The sequence below is a fragment of the Cohnella terricola genome (genome assembly GCF_007786475.1).
In the GTDB taxonomy this organism is placed as follows: Bacteria; Bacillota; Bacilli; order Paenibacillales; family Paenibacillaceae; genus Cohnella; species Cohnella terricola.
The window spans coordinates 133,736-151,192 of sequence record NZ_VNJJ01000006.1 but is presented as its reverse complement, the minus strand read 5'-3'; the positions used below and the strand labels follow the sequence as shown (position 1 = coordinate 151,192).

Here is a 17,457-nt window from a genome sequence, read left to right as displayed (position 1 = left end):
GATCAGAACCTCCCCTTAGAATGCCCCGCGGCCTCCGCCTCCGCCTCCGCCGCCACCACCGGAAGAAAACCCGCCGCCGGAACCTCTCGAGGATGGCGCATGGCTTCTTGCCGTCGATACCGTCTTGTTGAAAGAATCGGCAAAGTGGTCATAATGGCGCCCGAAGTCGCCATGGGTGACCGTTGAATAAACGGTGTAATGCTCGCTTCCCGTCTGCGGGAGATTAATCCGAGAGATGGCGATCATCCTCTTGGCCTCGCCGAGAGATATGGCGTAGACGAAGTAATGCTCCCATAGATGAACGGCCAGCGGCTCCCTCGATGCAATCTGGCTATAATCGTGCAGAAACCGTTTGAACGCCTTCCATTTCGAACGCTCGGTCGCTCCGAATTTCGTTCGTCTTTTGATTTTCATTCCGCAGAGAAAGAGCGGAGCCGCACAAACTAACAGCCATTTCACATCATCCGGCGCGAAGATTAGGAAGCCGGCAATTTGTACGATGGCGGCGGCCAAGGCGATTCTGGAACCCGCTTTGGAAGTATCGAAGTATCCCAGCTGCCGGGCTTCTTGAACAACTTTCCCTTGCCATTCGCTCCATCGCGCCAGGAATTTCCCTGCATTGGCCTTTTTGCCGGCGTATTGGCGGATTTCGAACAGGGACACTTCGCCGTTATGGCCTAGCTGTCGGAACAACCAATCGATCACCAATTCCTCATGAGGCTTCAATCCGTCCGTCAGTTCGTTGATCAACCTGAATGAGTAATCCTTTTGATCTCGATGGAATAAGCCTCCTTCCTTAGTGACGGCCTGCATATCGACGTACTTTTTTCGGACGAGATCGACCAGCGTAGCCATCAGATCCCTGGGCTCGATCTTGTAGTCCATCAAATAGCTAGCAACGGCAGGCGTCACGTCGCCGGGAAGCTCACGATAATATTTCTCGTTCCAATCCGGCTTCTGCTCTCTTCCGAATCGAAAGTAGAGAATGACGGCGGCAGCAACATTGGCGGCGAGCAGAATGATGGCGTAAACGAGAGTGCTCCCCCAAGGGTGGGCAGATGCGTCCCGTGAGTTGTCCGAATCATTCGCCCACTTGAGTTCCTCTTGCATGATTTTCTCCAGCATCGGGGAATGATTGACTTTTAAGCTGTTCGGAACGAAGGAAGCGGGAAATAGGATTCGAACTTCTAGGTTCTGTTCGGGCGGCAGAGGACTTACTCGGTACTGAACGGTTCCGTCTCCTGCGATTTCAACCGTTCCCGATAATGGTCCGTGCCCGAACGCCTTAATGTCTTCTTTCGGTATGGCTTCTCCATCCGGCAGCTTGATGTCAATTTGCACCGCGCCCAGCGTGCTCGGATTCGTGCTGTCGAAAAACTTCCAGTAGAGTTCGGCGGTATCGGCATACACTTGCACCGCATTTTTGACTTCATAAGTAAATCGAAACACGTTCGTTTCATCGTGAGCCTGATGATAGACTTTGTACTTGATTTTCTTTCCTTTGCCCGAAGCAGCTTCAACAACGAGCGGAATTTCTTGTTGCGACGTTACCTCGAAAGCTTGGAAATTGTCTATACCGTCAGAACCGGAAGTGTCTAGTTGTACGACGATCCCGTTAAAGGACCCATCGAAACGGTACGTGTCCTGTTCGGTCACCCACATGTTGCCCTCCGCATCGATGCGGGCGTTGATCCCGACTTCACTGATTTCAAACGAACGTTCCTTCGCAAAAACAGGAATAGCGGAAAAGGTCAGACTAGACGAGCAAATGAGTCCTACGAAGAACAGCAGCACGAATGGTCTTCTAACTGCTTCCATAGGCAGTCCCCTTCCACGATACGATACCTATAAGTCTCTCGAAATTTATTCTTACGATTAGGTACTTATGCATAAAATGCTTGAGCACACTGCAATATTAACTTAAATTGGGAAATTGTACAATGAATTGGTCTGCAGTAATTTGACAATTGTTTGGTATCAAACTATATTGGGATTATGGAAACCAGAGACGTTGCTTCGTTAATTTCGAAAATCAGAGAGAAAGTGAATCGCTTCATCGTAACAGAGATGGCGAAGAATGGAGTAGACGGGATCGGCACATCGCATGGGGATATCATCTATGCGCTGTTTAAGGCCCCAAGACTCACGATGGCGGAGATCTCCAAGAGGATTCGCAAGGATAAATCCACGGTGACGGCGCTTGTCGACAAGCTCGTGCGGCTTGGATACGTGACAAAGGAAAGGGACATCGAAGACACGAGGGTCGTACACGTTGCTGTAACCCCCAAAGGGAGGGAACTGGAACCGATCTTTGAATCCATCTCCCAAGAAATGTTGAGCGTGTTCTACTCTAGCGTTTCCGATCAAGAAAAAGAAGATGTCCTTAGAATACTAAAAAAGATTTACGATAACTTTTAATTTTTTATCCAAATAGTTTGATATCAAACTAAAATGAAGAGGTGGATTTCATGATGAAGGATTATACGAAAGATTTACCGGATCATATGGAGAAATACGTCGGGGTGAATGATCTGTTCTTGGAGGTGTTCGAGGGAAAGAACCTTAAAGATGCAGCTTCTAACAGGCCGCCTTTGCTTTTTGTGCACGGCGCTTTCACCGGAAGCTGGATGTGGAGCAAATACATTTCCCATTTTGTCGGCGAAGGCTGGAAGTGTTATGTCATGAATATGAGAAGCCACTATAAAAGCAGGGCGCTGGATATGACCGTGATTACTTTCGAGGATTATCTGGAGGATATTAAAGAGATCATCGCGGAATGCGGAGTGCCGCCGATCCTGATCGGATTCAGTATGGGAGGTATTTTGAGCCAGAAGCTGGCCGAGACCGTTCCGATCGCCGGCCTAGTGCTGATCGATTCTGTCATCAGTAGAGAGGTCCATGAAGAAGTGCCTTATCCGGAGTTAGGCCAGATGACGACCGATCTCGTCGTGCCTGCCCCGGTTCGCGATGAGCAGATTAGCATAGATGAATCGGCAGAGGATATTGAATTTCAAAGAAAGTATTTGGCGATGGAGTCGTCGAAGGCGTTTAATGCATTTATTTTTACGGCTGAATCGAAAGGGATATCCATCAACAGCGGCTCCATTACTTGTCCGTGTCTGGTAATCAAAGCCGTAAATAGCGAGAATGACGACCGTCAGGGAAGGGTGGCGGCGGAGCACCTACGCGGCGAATATAAAGGGCTATGGAACACCACGCATACCGGCGTGCTCATCGGGCAGAGATATAGGGAATCGGTAGAAACGATATTGGACTGGTTGAAGAAATCGCCCCCCTCATCCTCGAGGAAAGGCGATCACGTCTAGTTACTTCATCATCTTACCGTTTCCGGCAAGGTACATTTCGACGAACGATGTGGATACATAAGTCTTGTTGTTCATGATGACGGGCGCATCGTTCAGCATTTGCTTCTTCATGTCGACGGTCGCCGTTTTGCTGCCGATCATGACTTTTACCATGTACTTATTGTCCATCGATGAATCCATCATGCCCTTATCGGTCATCGAATTATCCATCATACCCTTGTCTGTCATCGAGTTATCCATCATGCCGCTGTCTCCGTCGCTCATCATCATAGTGCTGGTCAGAGTCACCGACATATCCATCTTGTTCCACATCACGGAGTATCCGAGAGACTCGGCAATCTGCCGGAGCGCAACCAGTTCCATGCCGTTCTTTTTCATCACATCGGCCTTGCTGTAGTCGATCTTCTTCATCATCATGCCCGCATCATTCGCCGATGCAACCGTGGGCGCCGCTACTGTTAATGCAAGCGCGGATACCGCCATCCATCGTTTCAAACCGTTCATTCTTTTCGTCCTCCTCCAAAGGAATATGGAATAGCTTCCGACATTCAGCTTAGAGGAACGGTCTTAACTAAGACTAACGTATATCTTACGAAACCATTAAATCTGGCTATCATATTGGTTAGCTTCAGAAGCCGTCATTACCGTGAACCAAAACCGGCTGCCGCCCCCTTGCCGCGGCTCTACGCCGATATCGCCCCCGTGCAGTTGAACGATGGATTTGGCGATGGCGAGGCCTAATCCGCTTCCGCCGCTCGCCCGCGTCCGCGAACGGTCCGAGCGGTACAGCCGTTCAAAGATGAGCTCACGTTCTTCCCGAGCGACGCCTTCCCCTTCATCGTCGATCGTAATGCGAACATAGCGTTGATCGGGAAGCAGATTTGCTTCCAACTCGATCCGGCTGCCCGCAGGGGAGTGCCGAACCGCGTTCTGCAATAGGTTGGAGAGCACTCTTTTTAATTCATACGGCATAGCGTGCAGAGGGGGCAGATCGTCCGGAACGCGCACGTGGACATCCAGCCGCTTTTCTTCCAGCTGTAACTCATGACTATGCAGAACATCTACGATCAAGCTGTCGGAGTGGCATGGTTCCGGCGTCCATACACGTGCTCCGGCGTGAAGCTGCGATAGTTCGAACAAGTCGTCGATAAGTCGGCTAAGGCGCTGGGTCTCATGGCGGATGGTCCGCAAATACCGTTGGAATGTCTCTTTGTCCTGCACAATGTCGTCTTGCAGCGCCTCGACGAACGACTGCACGGATGCGAGCGGCGTGCGTAAATCGTGGGACACGTTCGCCACAAGCTCGCGGCGGGACGCCTCCGAGGAACGAATACGTTTGAAGCTGTCGCTCAGTTTGATCGACATTTCATTGAATCGTTCCGCCAGGCGGCGGAATTCTGCCGGTCCTATGACCGGAGCCATGCCATCGAAATGGCCTTTCGCAATGTGCTCCGTTTCCTCCGTTAACCGCTGCAGCGACTTTTCCAGCCGCTGGGTCAGCGCGAAGTGGACGATGAACGATACGGCGGCGGCCCCTAGCGTAACGCTGACGAGCAGCATCGTCTCCGGTCCATTAAGCAGCATATATCGGTAACAGACGAACAAGCTTAGCAGAATGATGCCGATACTGACTCCGTTGGCCAGCAGCAGGTATGCCCGCAGTCTCATACGCGATCCCTGCTTTCGAATTTGTAGCCGATGCCCCATACCGTTTTGATATATCGGGGCTCGGATGGGCTCGCTTCGATCTTTTCCCGCAGCCTTCTGATATGAACGGTGACCGTTGTCGTATCTCCGAAATAGTCGGCATCCCATACCATATCCAGAAGCTGGTTGCGCGAGAATACTTGTCCCGGCCGGCTTGCCAATAGCGAGAGCAGTTCGAATTCTTTGACCGTCAACTCGACGGATCGGTCGCCAATCCTGACGCTACGATGAAGCAAGTGAATTTGCAGCCCGGGATAACAAAGCTCATGTACCCCGTTTGCCGACATCTCGGTCATTCGTCCTTCACCGGCGCGGCGAACTCTACGCAGAATCGCCTTTATCCGCAGGACAAGCTCGCGCGGACTGAACGGCTTTGTCATGTAGTCGTCGGCTCCCATTGTCAGTCCCATCAGCCGGTCCGTCTCCTCCCCGCGCGCGGTCAACATGATGATGGGTACGTCCTGTTCGTTAAGAACGGTTTCGCATACTTCCCAACCGTTTTTCTTCGGCATCATAAGGTCAAGCACGATCAGATCGGGCGATTCACGGCGCCATTTCTCAAGGGCCTCGTCCCCGTCCGATGCAGTTACTACCCGATATCCTTCCCGTTCCAAATAACGCGCGCATACGTCGGTAATATTCGTTTCGTCGTCCGCAATCAATATCGTCCAGTCCACAAGGGGGTGCCTCCTTGATTTGGTTCTCCCATTATAACGTAACGAAACGTAACCGATCCTTACAAAACTATTAATTCAGCATAACGTTAGGCCCTTTCGACCGAAACAAACGACAAGGGAAAAGCCCCTGCCATCTCGTTACGATGACAGGGGCTTCTTTCAATAGGGATGATTACCAGTTGTTGCCCGATACTCGAATGACGGTAAAGTTCGGACTTTTACTTTCGCCGTAAATGGCCGTGACGCCGGGGTTGTTGATTTTGACATTGGTGAAGCTCGCTGATCCGACGACCGGTCCTTGCCCGTTCTCCGCCTTGGCGACGAGCTTAATGCCGTAGCGGGGCGGATTGTTGATCGTGATGTTCTCCAGCCGGATGTTCTGCATCGCTAGGTTCTCGGGAGATTTGGTTTGGAACATCAGTCCGAAGTAGACCGGATTATTGATATCGACGTTCTTCACGAGGATGTTCTTGAAATCCCTGTCGCCGCCGAAGAACCAGATGGCTCCGAAGTTCTGGTAATCGTTGATCTTGTCGTCGGCTCCGACGCTGGTCCAGAAATCTCCTCCCGTGCGGTCCAGCGTGATGCCATCGAAGACGGTATCCTGCGCTCCGAATCCGAGCGTGTTGTATCCGAAGCTTAAGCTGCTGATGGTCACGCCCGGATAGGTCAAGGTGTCCGCGGCGTACAGGTTCTGGAACAGGTTGTTCTGCCCGCCGTAAGCGGCGAAGGCGGCCGCGCGTCTTACGTTGGTGGCGGTGAGATTCGTGTACTTGTTGCCTACGTTGTAGGAGCCGCCCGAATCGATCGCGCTGAACAAGGCGAACGAATCGTCCCCGGTTGCTCTAGCGTAGTTGTTGTCGATGACGTTGTAGGACGAACCGTTGGTCATATTGATGCCGTCTGCGAACATGTTCTTAATTCGGTTGTTCTTGAACGTATTGTACGAGGAGTTGACTCCCCAGTACAGGCAGATAAAGTGCTCGGCCCAAATATTGTCGATGGTCACGTTCTGCATGCCGTTACCGTCAATGAATTTGCCCGGTCCGTCTGTTCTGTAGACGTAGTTGCCCCATGCGGACATGTCTTTGATGGTCGATCCGTTAGCGGTGGAGCTGATGTTAAAGCCGACATCGGTATTCGTTTGGTTCTGCGGAGCCATCAGCTTGGTATGCCATGGGCCTGCGCCGATGATTTCCGTAGCCCGGCCATACAAGAAGATCTTGGATGAGATCGTCCATTCACCGGCCGGGATGAAAATTCCCTTCTTGGATGAATCCTGTCTGAATTCGTTCAACGCTTGCTCGATCGATTTGGTGTTCGACACTTGCACGTATTTGCTCGGATCCGGATTCGAAGCGGGCGGCGCTACATTCTCCGTCTCGAGCAAGTCGACGTAGATCCAAGGCACGTCTCCGGCGTCTTTCTGAATCTTGATCTTCGTTCCGGCCGGATAGACTTGATCCAGCATAAGCTGAGCGTCTTCGTAGAGCCAGTACGCTTTAGAACCCGAGTTATTGTAGCCGAGTTCTCCAAGCGTACTAGGAGTTGCGTATACGTAAGAGAATTTGGACGTGACGTTAAACTTGCCTTTGCTAGCGCCGTTCACGTATAAGCTGATCGTTCCGGAAGTGTTGTCCGCTATCGCGTTGCGAAGAACGAAAGCGTTAGCCGGAGACGTCAGCGTGAACTCGACGTATTTGCCGTTCGAATCGAGATAAACGGCCGAACGTCCGGAAGCTTCGCCCGCGAAGTCGCCCGGCGTAAAGTTCGGAGCCAATCTCGTGCCGTTGGTGCTGTTGGAGAGAGACTCGGCTTCGAGAATGGTAAACGGCATGTTGGCGCCTCGGCCGGAATAAAGGCTGGACGTGCTCACGTTATTCGCTTGTTTGATGGGAACTTCGTTGGCGTCCGCCGCTATCGTTGTCGTGACCGTGTAGCTGCCGTTGACCGCCGTCCATGTGCCGAGCGTGACGTTGGTCGACGCTCCCGCGGCCAGGGAACCGTTGTAAGACCCGCTTAAGGTTTGAACAGTGGCGCCCGCCGCATTCTTCAGCACGAGCGTAATGCCGTGAGCCCCTCCGGCGGAAGCAATGTTTCCTTGGTTTTTGAGGTTCACGGTAAAGGTCACGGTATTGCCAGCGCTCGGATTGCTAGGCGTCCAGGACGTCGTCCCGATCAAGTCGGAGCTCTGCACTTGACCGACGATCAGAGAGGACGGATTGGTGTAACTGTTGTTAGACCTGTCCGTCTCGATCACGGCGCCGTTCTCGTTAACCTTGGCGGTAACGGAATAAGATCCGGCATCCTTCGCGCCGATGTTCGCGGAGACGACCGTCGATGCGCCAGCGGCGAGAGCTCCTACGGAAGCCGTTCCGACGAGGGAGCTGCCCAGATAGAAGTTGACGTTCGTAGCCGAAGCGGCGAGAGATCCGATATTCTTTACGGTTGCGCTAAGCGTAATGGCATCAGTCTCGATCGGAGAGACAGGCGACCAAGTAAGGCCGGTTACTGTCAGGTCCGGATTGGGAGCCGGCGTGCCGATGATTTGGAATTCCGCGACTTGCCCGCCCGGAGCTCCGGAGTTGGAAGTGAACCGAAGCTGTACGCTGCTTGCCGTCGCGCCTACGGGAATCGTAACGGTATTCTGCGTGGCCGGGTTGAACGTATACGTGGCGGCGGAGACCAGATTCGAGAAGGTCGTGGAATTCTGATCGTGTCCCAGTACTTGGATCGTCTGCGTTCGTGTCGACCATGCGCTGGAAGGGTTCAGCTTGATGACGACGGACGTGACGTTGGCATTGGCACCAAGGTCTACGGTGAGCGTGCCTGGATGGCCGCTAGCTTCCCAGTAAGTGTTAATGTCGTTATCGTTGGCGTTCGTCGCGACGAAGGTGAAGGTTGACGAGGATGCCGTAATCGGTTTGCCGACGGCAAGGTTCGTATCGTTGCCGCCGCCCGAACCGTTCCGCGTGACCGAGTTGCTCTGAGCGGATACGTTGCCGGCGGCATCTTTGGCTACGACGTAGTAGGTCACCGTAGCGGTAGAAGGTTGGTTGTCCGAATAGGTGAGCGTCGATCCGTTCACGCTGCCGCGAAGCTGGCCGTTCGCGTAGATGTCGTAGCCGGTCACGCCGACGTTATCCGTCGAGGCATTCCAGGTCAGGTTAATCGTGTTCGGGGCTGTCTGTGTAAAGGCGAGATTGGACGGAGCGGTAGGAGGTTGGGTATCCGTTGCGGTACCCGCGATGAAATTAAGCCAATTGATATTAAAGTTGTATCCGCTGGCGTAGAGGCGCAGCGTCTGTTGCCCCGCGCTAAGCGTCACGTTCGCCGTGACGGTCTGCCAATTCTGCCAGCCCCCGGTGTTCGGCACGTTCGTAGTGGCAAGAGTCGTCGAGCCGGAGCGAAGCTGAATTTGACCCGTCGTGGCAATGCTGGCTACCCGATACTCGACGGTATAAGCGCCGGCGGTTTGCACGTTCACGTTGTAATCCAGCCAGTCGCCTACGTCGATCCAGCCCACGTTAAGGCCGCCGCCGACATCCGATGTCGGCTCGGTCTGGATTCCGTTCATCGCGCTGTAATTTTCCGCTTCTATCTTGCCGGGTATGGTTAACGGAGCGACCGAAGCGGCGCCGTAAACCTCAAGCTCGGAGAGCTGACCGGCAGGCCAACCCGTGTTGGCGGTGAAGTTCACCCGCACGTAACGCGCGCTAGCTGCGGCGAAATTGATCGTGACCGTATTCGCCGCGTTCGGATTAAACGTATAGCTGGCCGATGACTTAAGATCCGTGAAGCTGGTGCCGTTGGTGCTTCCTTGGATGGATAACGTCTGCGAGCGGCTTTCCCATCCGGAAGGCAGCTTCAGCACGACTTGATCGATGGAGACCGCGCTGCCAAGGTCGACCTGAACCCACTGCGGGAAGGCATTGTTGACACTCTCCCAATACGTGCCTGCGTTGCCGTCCGTGACATTGGCCGAGACATAAACGTCGGCATGACCGGACTCCGCCGTGGGTTTGCCTGCGGCCAGGTTAGGGCCTCCGGCCGCTTGAACGGGGGCAGGCGATCCTAGCGAGGATAGGAGCGTCCCGATCGCTAGAGTCAGGATGCACACCCAAGAGACAATTCGTCCTTGCCTTCTCATAAACTTCATTCTCCCTTCAAATTAAAGTGCTAGAGTGCGTACCTTTCAGTGTGGTTTGCTCATCCATTCCCTTCTGTTGTTTTCTTCTTTTTACCAATGTAAGCGATACCACAAAGTTCGACATCCCTCCTTCGTTTTGGAAGATTTTAAAGTGGTGCATTGTAATCATACGACAGGGAGTGTTTCCGGTTGAAGGAGTAATTCTATTCATATCGTGTGCGTAATTATGATTCGGGAAATGGAGGAATTTGGAATCGAATCGCGAATAATTTGTATGTCTGCCTGCTCAAGCGATATTCGAAAAAGGAGCGATCAACCGACGATGGAGAAGAAGAAGGCAAGAATCGAAAATTCCCTAACCGTGCTGTTAGTATCCGATTTGGAGAAGTCGATGAAATATTACGGAGAGGCTTTGGGATGCGACGTGAACGAGTTTTGGGCCATTCGGGACGATTTTGGGCTCGGATTTAAATTGATTCAGGCCCATGATGTAGAAGACGTTAGACCCAATAAAGGCACTTGGAATACATACGCTTATGTGCAGACTCACGACGAGCTCGATACGTTATACGATGAGTTGAAAACAAACGGCGCGATAATCGTATCCGAGCCTACGGTAACCGAGCATGATTGGGGAGCTTGGAAAGATTTCTCCGTTCGGGATTTGGACGGTTATATCATCGGCTTCGGATCGGGAAGAAAAAGCTGATCCTGCCCAATATTGACAATCTGCATCCGATCACACTACAATATGTAGTATATAAGGGCGTGATGGATTGAAGATTAAAAAGCTAAACGTGAACGGAGAGGGACTGAATCGTTTTTTCGGGCCGCTTGAAGCGAGAATAATGGACCTTTTATGGTCTTCCGAGGGCATGAGCATCAAGGAAGTGCAAACGATTCTTAACCAAGACCATCCGATCTCGATCAACGCGGTAACGACGGTCATGAATCGCCTGTTGGATAAAGGCCATCTAACCAAAACGCTGGTCGGCACCGGCAGAACCCAAGCGGCGCGATTCAGTACCGTGCAGTCGAGGGAGCAATTTCTCTCGGAGCAGACGAAAGCGGTATCTCAGGGGCTCATTCAGGAATACGGGAGCTTGATCGTGAGCCACATGATCGATGCTCTTGAAGACGCGGATCAAGAGATGATCGCGAAGTTGGAACGGAAATTAAGCGAGATTAAAAAGAGGAACAAACCATGAGTCCTTCGGCTAAGCTGAAATGGATCTATGCGACGATGATTGCCTTTATTGTATTATTCAGCGTGCAACTGGCAATATATCTCGCTTGCTCTACCGGAAGTGCCGGGCTTCGGCATACGGATGCGGCATACATCGGAGTCGGAGTGGTTGCCGGATACACGTTAATTCGAATGATCTGGCGAATCGTCGCCCAGGCGTATTTGTCGCGGAGATGGCTTGGGCGTTTTCGTTCTAACCAGCACCTGAAACTATCAAGACGCCTTGCCTATAAATACCGGAATCTCGGAACGGAGATTATCGTGGTGAAGGACAAAGCGTTCGTCGCGCTGTCATTCGGACTCCGAAGACCGGCCATCGTCGTTTCGAGCGCCGTTCTCGAGATGTTCACCGACGATGAGGTGAAGGCGATCGTGTTGCACGAATGGCATCATTGCCATAATCGCGACAATGCGAAATGGTTTCTGGCGAGAATGTTGACCGAAGGATTCGGATATTTGCCGATCATGAGCCCGGTACTTCGCTACTATCATACCTGGATGGAGCTTCTGGCCGACCGCTTTGCGATTCGTCGAATGGGCACGGAGCTGCCTTTGGCCAGCGTGCTTCTGAAATTGTCGAAGCTCGGGAACCAGCGGCGACTTGCGGCTGCCGTTCATTTCGGGGCGACCGCCATGAACTATCGAATCGCTCAGGTTCTTGATCCCGATAAGACGGTAAAGGTTAAGGTTGCCTGGGTTAGGCCACTGCTGATGTCCGTTTCGATGCTGCTGCTTTTGATGCTTAGCGGGGATTCATAATCCCCCCTTTTTTTAATCAATTACACTACACAATGTAGTTCAATCAGGGAGGATCAGCAAATGAGCGTTGTATTGTTTACGATTGGAGATTTCCACATTTATACGCACGGGGTCGTTTCGGCATTGGCTGCGTTATTGGCGCTGGGGGTAGCGCAATACTTGGCCGCGGGTACGCCATACCGGGACCATATCTCGAATATGCTGCCTTACTTGTTCGTCGGAGCGATCGTGTCGGCGCGCTTCTGGCATGTTTTCTTTTTTCAATGGGAGTATTATTCAAAGCATCTGATCGAAATCCCGGCGATCTGGAACGGCGGAATATCGGTCCAAGGCTCTTTGATCGGCGGCTTCGTCGCCATGCTCATCTACACGCGGAAGCACCGCTTGTCGTTCTGGGAATTGGCGGATCTATTGGCTCCGGCCATCGTATTGGGGCAATCGATCGGCAGAATCGCCTGCTTTCTGAACGGGGACGCCTTCGGTTCTCCGACTGGACTCGGTTTCGGAATGGTTTATCGGGAAGGTACTGCTGCTTTCGATACTTACGGATCCCAGCCGCTGTGGCCGGCGGAAATATTGGAAAGCCAGTGGGATCTAATCATTTTCGTCTTGCTGCTCCTGTTAAGAAACAGAAGATGGACAACGGGGATGCTGTTCTTGGCTTATAATGTCCTGTATTCGTTCGGGCGGTTTAATCTGGAATGGCTGCGGGGGGATTCGCCTCGTTACGCGTTCCATTGGACGGCCGGCCAGTGGACCGGTTTTAGCGTTATCGCGGCCAGCTTGTGCATGATGATCTTGCTTTACGTACGCGACCGGCGCCGGCTTCGGAACGAGTTGACGCCATGAGCGGAACTTTCAGGACCGTCACCCTGAAATTTACCGGTTCTTATATCGTGTATATCTATTGTATAATAGTAAGTATCTTAATCTATGAATATAAATAAGTGCTATACTATAACAGATGAACGCGAAAAGGTGTGTGACGTGGTCGCACGCTGCCTTGCTATGTGGCCAGAGTGGGTGCGCCTACATCTTTTCCTCAAATATCAGCATGTAAGGACGGTATAGAATGAGCAACAGACAACCTACAACAGACGTTATCTTGATTGGTGCCGGCGTCATGAGCGCGACTCTGGGGACGCTGCTGAAAGAATTAGTGCCGGAATGGAAAATCACGGTGTTCGAGAAGTTGGCCAGCGCAGGAGAGGAAAGCTCTAACGAATGGAACAATGCGGGCACCGGGCATGCGGCGCTATGTGAGCTTAACTACACCACTGAGAAACCGGACGGCTCCGTTGATATCAGCAAAGCGATAAGCATTAACGAGCAGTTTCAAGTCTCGAGACAGTTCTGGTCTTATCTTGCCGACCGCAAGCTGATCAGCAACCCGAATGACTTTATTATGCCGCTGCCCCATATGAGCTTTGTGCAAGGGGAGAAAAACGTATCGTTCTTGAAGAAACGTTTCGAGGCATTGTCCAACAATCCCCTATTTCAGGGAATGGAATTCTCCGATGATCCGAATAAGCTGAAGGAATGGATTCCGCTAATGTTGGAGAACCGGCTATCGAACGAGCCGATCGCGGCAACCAAGATCGACTCCGGAACGGACGTCAACTTCGGTGCGTTAACGCGCATCTTATTCGATCACTTAACGAGTCAAAACGTCGGCATAAAATATAAACATCAAGTGGATGATATTAAGCGTAATCGCGAAGGCCTGTGGGAATTGAAAGTGCGGAACATCGATAGCGGCAGCGTAGAACGCCATACCGCCAAATTCGTCTTTATCGGAGGCGGGGGAGGCAGCTTGCCCCTATTGCAGAAGTCCGGTATTCCCGAAGGGAAAAATATCGGGGGCTTCCCGGTTAGCGGGTTATTTATGGTGTGTACGAATCCGGATATCGTCGAGCAGCATCATGCCAAAGTATACGGCAAAGCGCCGGTCGGCGCTCCTCCGATGTCCGTTCCGCATCTGGACACTCGATTTATCGATAACAAGAAGTCGCTGCTCTTCGGACCGTTTGCCGGGTTCTCGCCTAAGTTCTTAAAAACCGGTTCCATGTTCGACCTGATCGGTTCCGTGAAGCCGAACAACGTCATGACGATGCTGGCGGCGGGCGCGAAGAACATGTCTTTGACCAAATACCTGATCCAGCAAGTGATGTTGTCGAAAGAAAAACGTATGGAAGAGTTGCGGGAGTTCGTCCCGAACGCCAAAAGCGAGGATTGGGATCTTCTAGTGGCCGGTCAACGCGTGCAAGTTATTAAGGATACCGATGCCGGCGGCAAAGGCACGCTTCAATTCGGCACGGAAGTCGTTAGCGCGGCAGACGGCTCGATCGCGGCCTTGCTCGGAGCATCTCCAGGCGCTTCCACTGCTGTCTCCGTTATGCTGGAAGTGATGAAAAAATGCTTCCCGCAACATATAAAAGAGTGGGAAGCTAAAATCAAAGAAATGATTCCTTCCTATGGCGTGTCGCTCGCGAAGAATCCCGAGCTGATCGATGAGATCCATACTTCGACAGCACGGGCTCTTGGTCTGAATCGCGAACTGCAAACCGTCTCTTAAGAAAATACTCGCATATGAAGCGGCCTCCGTCCTGAATGCCATGGGATGGAGGCCGTTTCGCTATGCCCATTGACTTGACGAATATTTGATGTTAGTGTGATTAACATGAATATGCAAGAAAGCGAAGGAAACCCAAGTGGAGAACGATAAGGAACCGTCCGAGACCGCCACGCGATCTTACCGAATGCAAGCAAGAGCACAGTCGGCGGCCGAGACGGGCGAGCGCATTCTCGATGCCGCGGTGCAGGTTTTTTACGAGAAACCGATGGATCACATCGCTCTCGATGAGGTTGCGCGCCGAGCGGGCGTCTCCGTGCAGACGGTGATCCGACGTTACGGAGGTAAGGAGGGGCTATTTACTGCGGCCGCCGAGCGCGAGTACAAGCGAATTGCTAGTCACCGCGACCAACCGGAGGCAGGGGACGTGGCAGAGGCCCTGCGAATATTGCTCGATCACTATGAAGAAGTAGGTAATGGGGTGCTTCGCATGTTGGCTGAGGAGCACCGAACGATTGCCGTGCGCGAGCTTGTCGACCAAGGCCGCAAATATCATCAGATGTGGTGCGAACGAGTCTTCTCCCCGGTTCTAGCCGTACTGCAAGGCGAAGAACGGGAAAGACGCCTCGCACAATTGTTCGCCATAACCGACGTCTACATTTGGCAGCTCTTGCGCCGGCATCGGGGCATGAGCCGGAGTCAAACCGAGCTCGCTCTACGCGAGCTACTTCAACCCCTAATAGGAGGAACGTAGATGGCTCGTATACTTGCCTATACTTCGCCTGCTCGCGGACACTTGTATCCGCTGATTCCGATTCTGGATGAGCTTAGAGCAAGAGGCCATGACATCATCCTGCGCACGTTGGCTTCGCAGTTGGACCTCGCCCGGGCGCACGGCTTCGATGCCGCGTCTATCGGCAACCGGATCGAAGCGATGCCCCACGATGATTACAAGGCGCGCACGGCCCGAGGAGGGCTTCAGCGTTCCGTAAGTATGTTCAGCGCCCGTGCGGAATATGACGGCCCCGATCTTCAGCAAGCGATCTCGGCAACGGCTCCCGATGCGGTCATCGTGGATATCAACTGCTGGGGCGCCGTTGCGGCCGCCGAGGCTTGGGGCGGTCCATGGGCGACGTTCTGCCCTTATCCGCTCGCGGTAACTTCTCGCGATGCTCCGCCTTTCGGACCCGGCCTCCCGCCTGCTCGCGGACCGATGGGCAGACTTCGCGATCGCGCGTTAAAGCCGTTGTTCGTAGGTGTTTTTGAGCGTACAATGTTGCCGCCGCTTAACGGAATACGCGCAAATCTCGGACTTGATCCGGTCAGCAGTGCCGACGAAATGTTCGGTCGACCGCCGCTCCTTCTCTACCTTACAGCCGAGCCTTTCGAGTATCCGCGCTCTGATTGGTCGCCGAACGTTGTCATGGTCGGCCCGTGCGCATGGGATCCTCCCGCCGAACCTCCAGAGTGGCTGCAGAAAATCGAACGGCCTATCGTACTAGTCACGACCTCCTCGGAATATCAGAATGACGGCCGCCTCATCGAAGCGGCGCTCGATGCCCTTGCGGAAGAGAACGTCCACATCATCGCAACGCTTCCCTCTCAAGATTCAGCAGCATTCCGTGCTCCAGCCAATGCCAGTTTGTTACCATTCATCCCGCATGGACTCATCCTAGATCGAGCAGTATGCGCCATTACGCATGGCGGAATGGGGGCAACCCAGAAAGCGTTGCTTTATGGCGTACCCGTATGCGCGGTGCCTTTCGGCCGCGATCAATTGGAGGTAGCGCGGCGCGTCGAAGTAGCCGGAGCAGGTACGCGTCTGCCGGCCGGCAGACTCACCCCGGATCGCCTGCGTTTCCAAGTGCGCGAGGCGATGAAGCGCGTTGAAGGCGCTCGTAAAGTATCCGAGGGATTCGCATCGGCGGGCGGACCTGTTGCGGCAGCGGCAGCCGTGGAGAAGCGACTCTTAGGGTGGTGACTAAGCCCGGCTCATCTCGGCAAACATGCGTTTTCTCGCAATGATGGGATTAAGGTCGGGAGACGAGATATGTTGAACATAACTTGAAGCGCTATTATTGATCTGGAAGTCCGTTGCCTTCATCGCGCCATATAATTTATAATGCGGCAGGAAAGTCATGCCGATTTGGTTGGAGAAGACTTGAAGGGGGCGTACCAGTTCGCTGATCGTATATCCAATTATGCCGCCTGACTGGTAGGTAGATTCGTCTCCTCCGATCGACATGGCCAGGACGAGTTCTTTCCCCGCCACGGCTCTGCCGCCGGCTCCGAACAACCAGGTTGTCGTGAACACGTCATCCAGCCACATCTTGAGCAATGCCGGCACGCTGTACCATTGGATCGGGAATTGCAATACGATGCGGTCATGCTGCGCAACGAGGTCTTGCTCCTTCTGGGCATCGATTGCAAAGTCGGGGTAGGTCTTGTATAGCTCATGAACCGTTATAGTATCGGGGGATCGACGCAATTCCGCCAACCAGCACTGATTGACGCGCGACTGTTCAATGTGTGGATGAGCCGCCACGACTAGAATTCTCATCGATTTCCTCCTCGCACTTCGGTCTCGATCGTCTCTTTCATAACCTCTGCGCCTCGATTGATACGCGCTTGTATCTCAGCGGCAAGAAGATCGGGAAGGAAATCGGTGATCCATACGAGCTTGGCGGAGTTGCCGTCATGAGGAAGTACTTGCAAGGAGGCATGATGATGCGTCAGCGGTATTCGGCCTTCTTTGACCGCATAGGCCATGCGCCGTTCGTTGGGGTCGATGGATACGATAAGTTCCCGCACGCTTCCGCCGCCGGGCAACATGAGTGTTCTTTCGTGCCCATCCATCATCGTGTTCTCGGTGTATCCGGGGACTAGGCGAGTATGGACGGCGCCTACGTCGCTAACTGCATCCCATACTTGCTCAGGTGAGGCACCAATCAAAATTTCCTTATGAATCGTTGGCAAGTTATCACGCTCCTTGCGATCATTATATTTTTGACTGAGTTAAC

The 17,457-nt window shown here is 52.9% G+C and carries 16 protein-coding genes; 9 read left to right on the top strand and 7 right to left on the bottom strand.

What is annotated here, in order from left to right:
* Positions 1 to 15: 15 nt before the first annotated feature.
* On the bottom strand, positions 16 to 1,818 hold the full coding sequence (locus FPZ45_RS12650) for a DUF2207 domain-containing protein (RefSeq protein WP_144702018.1): 1,803 nt from the start codon (positions 1,816 to 1,818) through the stop codon (positions 16 to 18).
* Positions 1,819 to 1,995: 177 nt separating this feature from the next.
* Between FPZ45_RS12650 and FPZ45_RS12645 the strand changes: the two genes are divergently transcribed.
* On the top strand, positions 1,996 to 2,418 hold the full coding sequence (locus tag FPZ45_RS12645; RefSeq protein ID WP_144702015.1) for a MarR family winged helix-turn-helix transcriptional regulator: 423 nt from the start codon (positions 1,996 to 1,998) through the stop codon (positions 2,416 to 2,418).
* Positions 2,419 to 2,468: 50 nt separating this feature from the next.
* The gene (locus FPZ45_RS12640; protein ID WP_246120432.1) at positions 2,469 to 3,326 is read left to right on the top strand and encodes an alpha/beta hydrolase; all 858 of its coding nucleotides are present in this window, start codon (positions 2,469 to 2,471) and stop codon (positions 3,324 to 3,326) included.
* On the opposite strand, the gene FPZ45_RS12635 is transcribed toward FPZ45_RS12640, so the two are convergent.
* From FPZ45_RS12635 to FPZ45_RS12620, 4 genes are all read right to left on the bottom strand, one after another.
* Entirely contained in the window at positions 3,327 to 3,830 is a 504-nt protein-coding gene (locus FPZ45_RS12635; protein WP_144702012.1) for a stalk domain-containing protein, read from the bottom strand. It abuts the gene before it with no gap.
* A gap of 96 nt (positions 3,831 to 3,926) precedes the next feature.
* Entirely contained in the window at positions 3,927 to 4,994 is a 1,068-nt protein-coding gene (locus FPZ45_RS12630) for a HAMP domain-containing sensor histidine kinase (protein WP_186438373.1), read from the bottom strand.
* Positions 4,991 to 5,710 carry a response regulator transcription factor gene (locus FPZ45_RS12625; protein WP_144702006.1) on the bottom strand — a complete coding sequence of 240 codons (720 nt, stop codon included), beginning with the start codon at positions 5,708 to 5,710 and terminating at the stop codon, positions 4,991 to 4,993. Before FPZ45_RS12625 ends, FPZ45_RS12630 begins: the two co-directional genes overlap by 4 nt.
* A gap of 172 nt (positions 5,711 to 5,882) precedes the next feature.
* On the bottom strand, positions 5,883 to 9,860 hold the full coding sequence (locus tag FPZ45_RS12620) for a carbohydrate-binding protein (protein ID WP_246120431.1): 3,978 nt from the start codon (positions 9,858 to 9,860) through the stop codon (positions 5,883 to 5,885).
* 322 nt (positions 9,861 to 10,182) lie between these two features.
* On the opposite strand from FPZ45_RS12620, the gene FPZ45_RS12615 reads away from it, so the two are divergent.
* From FPZ45_RS12615 to FPZ45_RS12585, 7 genes are all read left to right on the top strand, one after another.
* Positions 10,183 to 10,569, top strand: coding sequence for a VOC family protein (locus FPZ45_RS12615; protein WP_144702000.1), 387 nt, complete (start codon positions 10,183 to 10,185; stop codon positions 10,567 to 10,569).
* 67 nt (positions 10,570 to 10,636) lie between these two features.
* On the top strand, positions 10,637 to 11,068 hold the full coding sequence (locus FPZ45_RS12610) for a BlaI/MecI/CopY family transcriptional regulator (protein ID WP_144701997.1): 432 nt from the start codon (positions 10,637 to 10,639) through the stop codon (positions 11,066 to 11,068).
* Positions 11,065 to 11,865, top strand: coding sequence for a M56 family metallopeptidase (locus tag FPZ45_RS12605; protein ID WP_144701994.1), 801 nt, complete (start codon positions 11,065 to 11,067; stop codon positions 11,863 to 11,865). Before FPZ45_RS12610 ends, FPZ45_RS12605 begins: the two co-directional genes overlap by 4 nt.
* Positions 11,866 to 11,925: 60 nt before the next feature.
* Positions 11,926 to 12,714 (top strand): prolipoprotein diacylglyceryl transferase, encoded by a 789-nt coding sequence (lgt, locus tag FPZ45_RS12600; protein ID WP_144701992.1) that lies wholly within the window; start codon positions 11,926 to 11,928, stop codon positions 12,712 to 12,714.
* Positions 12,715 to 12,937: 223 nt separating this feature from the next.
* On the top strand, positions 12,938 to 14,440 hold the full coding sequence (locus FPZ45_RS12595) for a malate:quinone oxidoreductase (protein WP_144701989.1): 1,503 nt from the start codon (positions 12,938 to 12,940) through the stop codon (positions 14,438 to 14,440).
* 136 nt (positions 14,441 to 14,576) lie between these two features.
* Positions 14,577 to 15,191: a TetR/AcrR family transcriptional regulator gene (locus FPZ45_RS12590; protein WP_144701986.1), complete on the top strand. Its 615-nt coding sequence runs from the start codon at positions 14,577 to 14,579 to the stop codon at positions 15,189 to 15,191.
* On the top strand, positions 15,192 to 16,418 hold the full coding sequence (locus FPZ45_RS12585; RefSeq protein WP_144701983.1) for a glycosyltransferase: 1,227 nt from the start codon (positions 15,192 to 15,194) through the stop codon (positions 16,416 to 16,418).
* Here FPZ45_RS12585 and FPZ45_RS12580 read toward each other — a convergent pair whose 3' ends face one another.
* Positions 16,419 to 16,997 (bottom strand): NAD(P)H-dependent oxidoreductase, encoded by a 579-nt coding sequence (locus tag FPZ45_RS12580; protein ID WP_144701980.1) that lies wholly within the window; start codon positions 16,995 to 16,997, stop codon positions 16,419 to 16,421. It lies immediately after the preceding gene.
* Positions 16,994 to 17,413 (bottom strand): SRPBCC family protein, encoded by a 420-nt coding sequence (locus FPZ45_RS12575; RefSeq protein WP_144701977.1) that lies wholly within the window; start codon positions 17,411 to 17,413, stop codon positions 16,994 to 16,996. The genes FPZ45_RS12580 and FPZ45_RS12575 overlap by 4 nt, the downstream gene beginning before the upstream one ends.
* Between the last annotated feature and the right edge of the window lie 44 nt (positions 17,414 to 17,457).

What these genes read in the sequence shown, in the direction of transcription:
- FPZ45_RS12605 (WP_144701994.1), top strand. Translation starts at nt 11,065, where the DNA reads ATGAGTCCTTCGGCTAAGCTGAAATGGATCTATGCGACGATGATTGCC.
- FPZ45_RS12640 (WP_246120432.1), top strand. Translation starts at nt 2,469, where the DNA reads ATGATGAAGGATTATACGAAAGATTTACCGGATCATATGGAGAAATAC.
- FPZ45_RS12635 (WP_144702012.1), bottom strand. Translation starts at nt 3,830, where the DNA reads ATGAACGGTTTGAAACGATGGATGGCGGTATCCGCGCTTGCATTAACA.
- FPZ45_RS12645 (WP_144702015.1), top strand. Translation starts at nt 1,996, where the DNA reads ATGGAAACCAGAGACGTTGCTTCGTTAATTTCGAAAATCAGAGAGAAA.
- FPZ45_RS12595 (WP_144701989.1), top strand. Translation starts at nt 12,938, where the DNA reads ATGAGCAACAGACAACCTACAACAGACGTTATCTTGATTGGTGCCGGC.
- FPZ45_RS12585 (WP_144701983.1), top strand. Translation starts at nt 15,192, where the DNA reads ATGGCTCGTATACTTGCCTATACTTCGCCTGCTCGCGGACACTTGTAT.
- lgt (WP_144701992.1), top strand. Translation starts at nt 11,926, where the DNA reads ATGAGCGTTGTATTGTTTACGATTGGAGATTTCCACATTTATACGCAC.
- FPZ45_RS12650 (WP_144702018.1), bottom strand. Translation starts at nt 1,818, where the DNA reads ATGGAAGCAGTTAGAAGACCATTCGTGCTGCTGTTCTTCGTAGGACTC.
- FPZ45_RS12630 (WP_186438373.1), bottom strand. Translation starts at nt 4,994, where the DNA reads ATGAGACTGCGGGCATACCTGCTGCTGGCCAACGGAGTCAGTATCGGC.
- FPZ45_RS12580 (WP_144701980.1), bottom strand. Translation starts at nt 16,997, where the DNA reads ATGAGAATTCTAGTCGTGGCGGCTCATCCACACATTGAACAGTCGCGC.
- FPZ45_RS12620 (WP_246120431.1), bottom strand. Translation starts at nt 9,860, where the DNA reads ATGAGAAGGCAAGGACGAATTGTCTCTTGGGTGTGCATCCTGACTCTA.
- FPZ45_RS12615 (WP_144702000.1), top strand. Translation starts at nt 10,183, where the DNA reads ATGGAGAAGAAGAAGGCAAGAATCGAAAATTCCCTAACCGTGCTGTTA.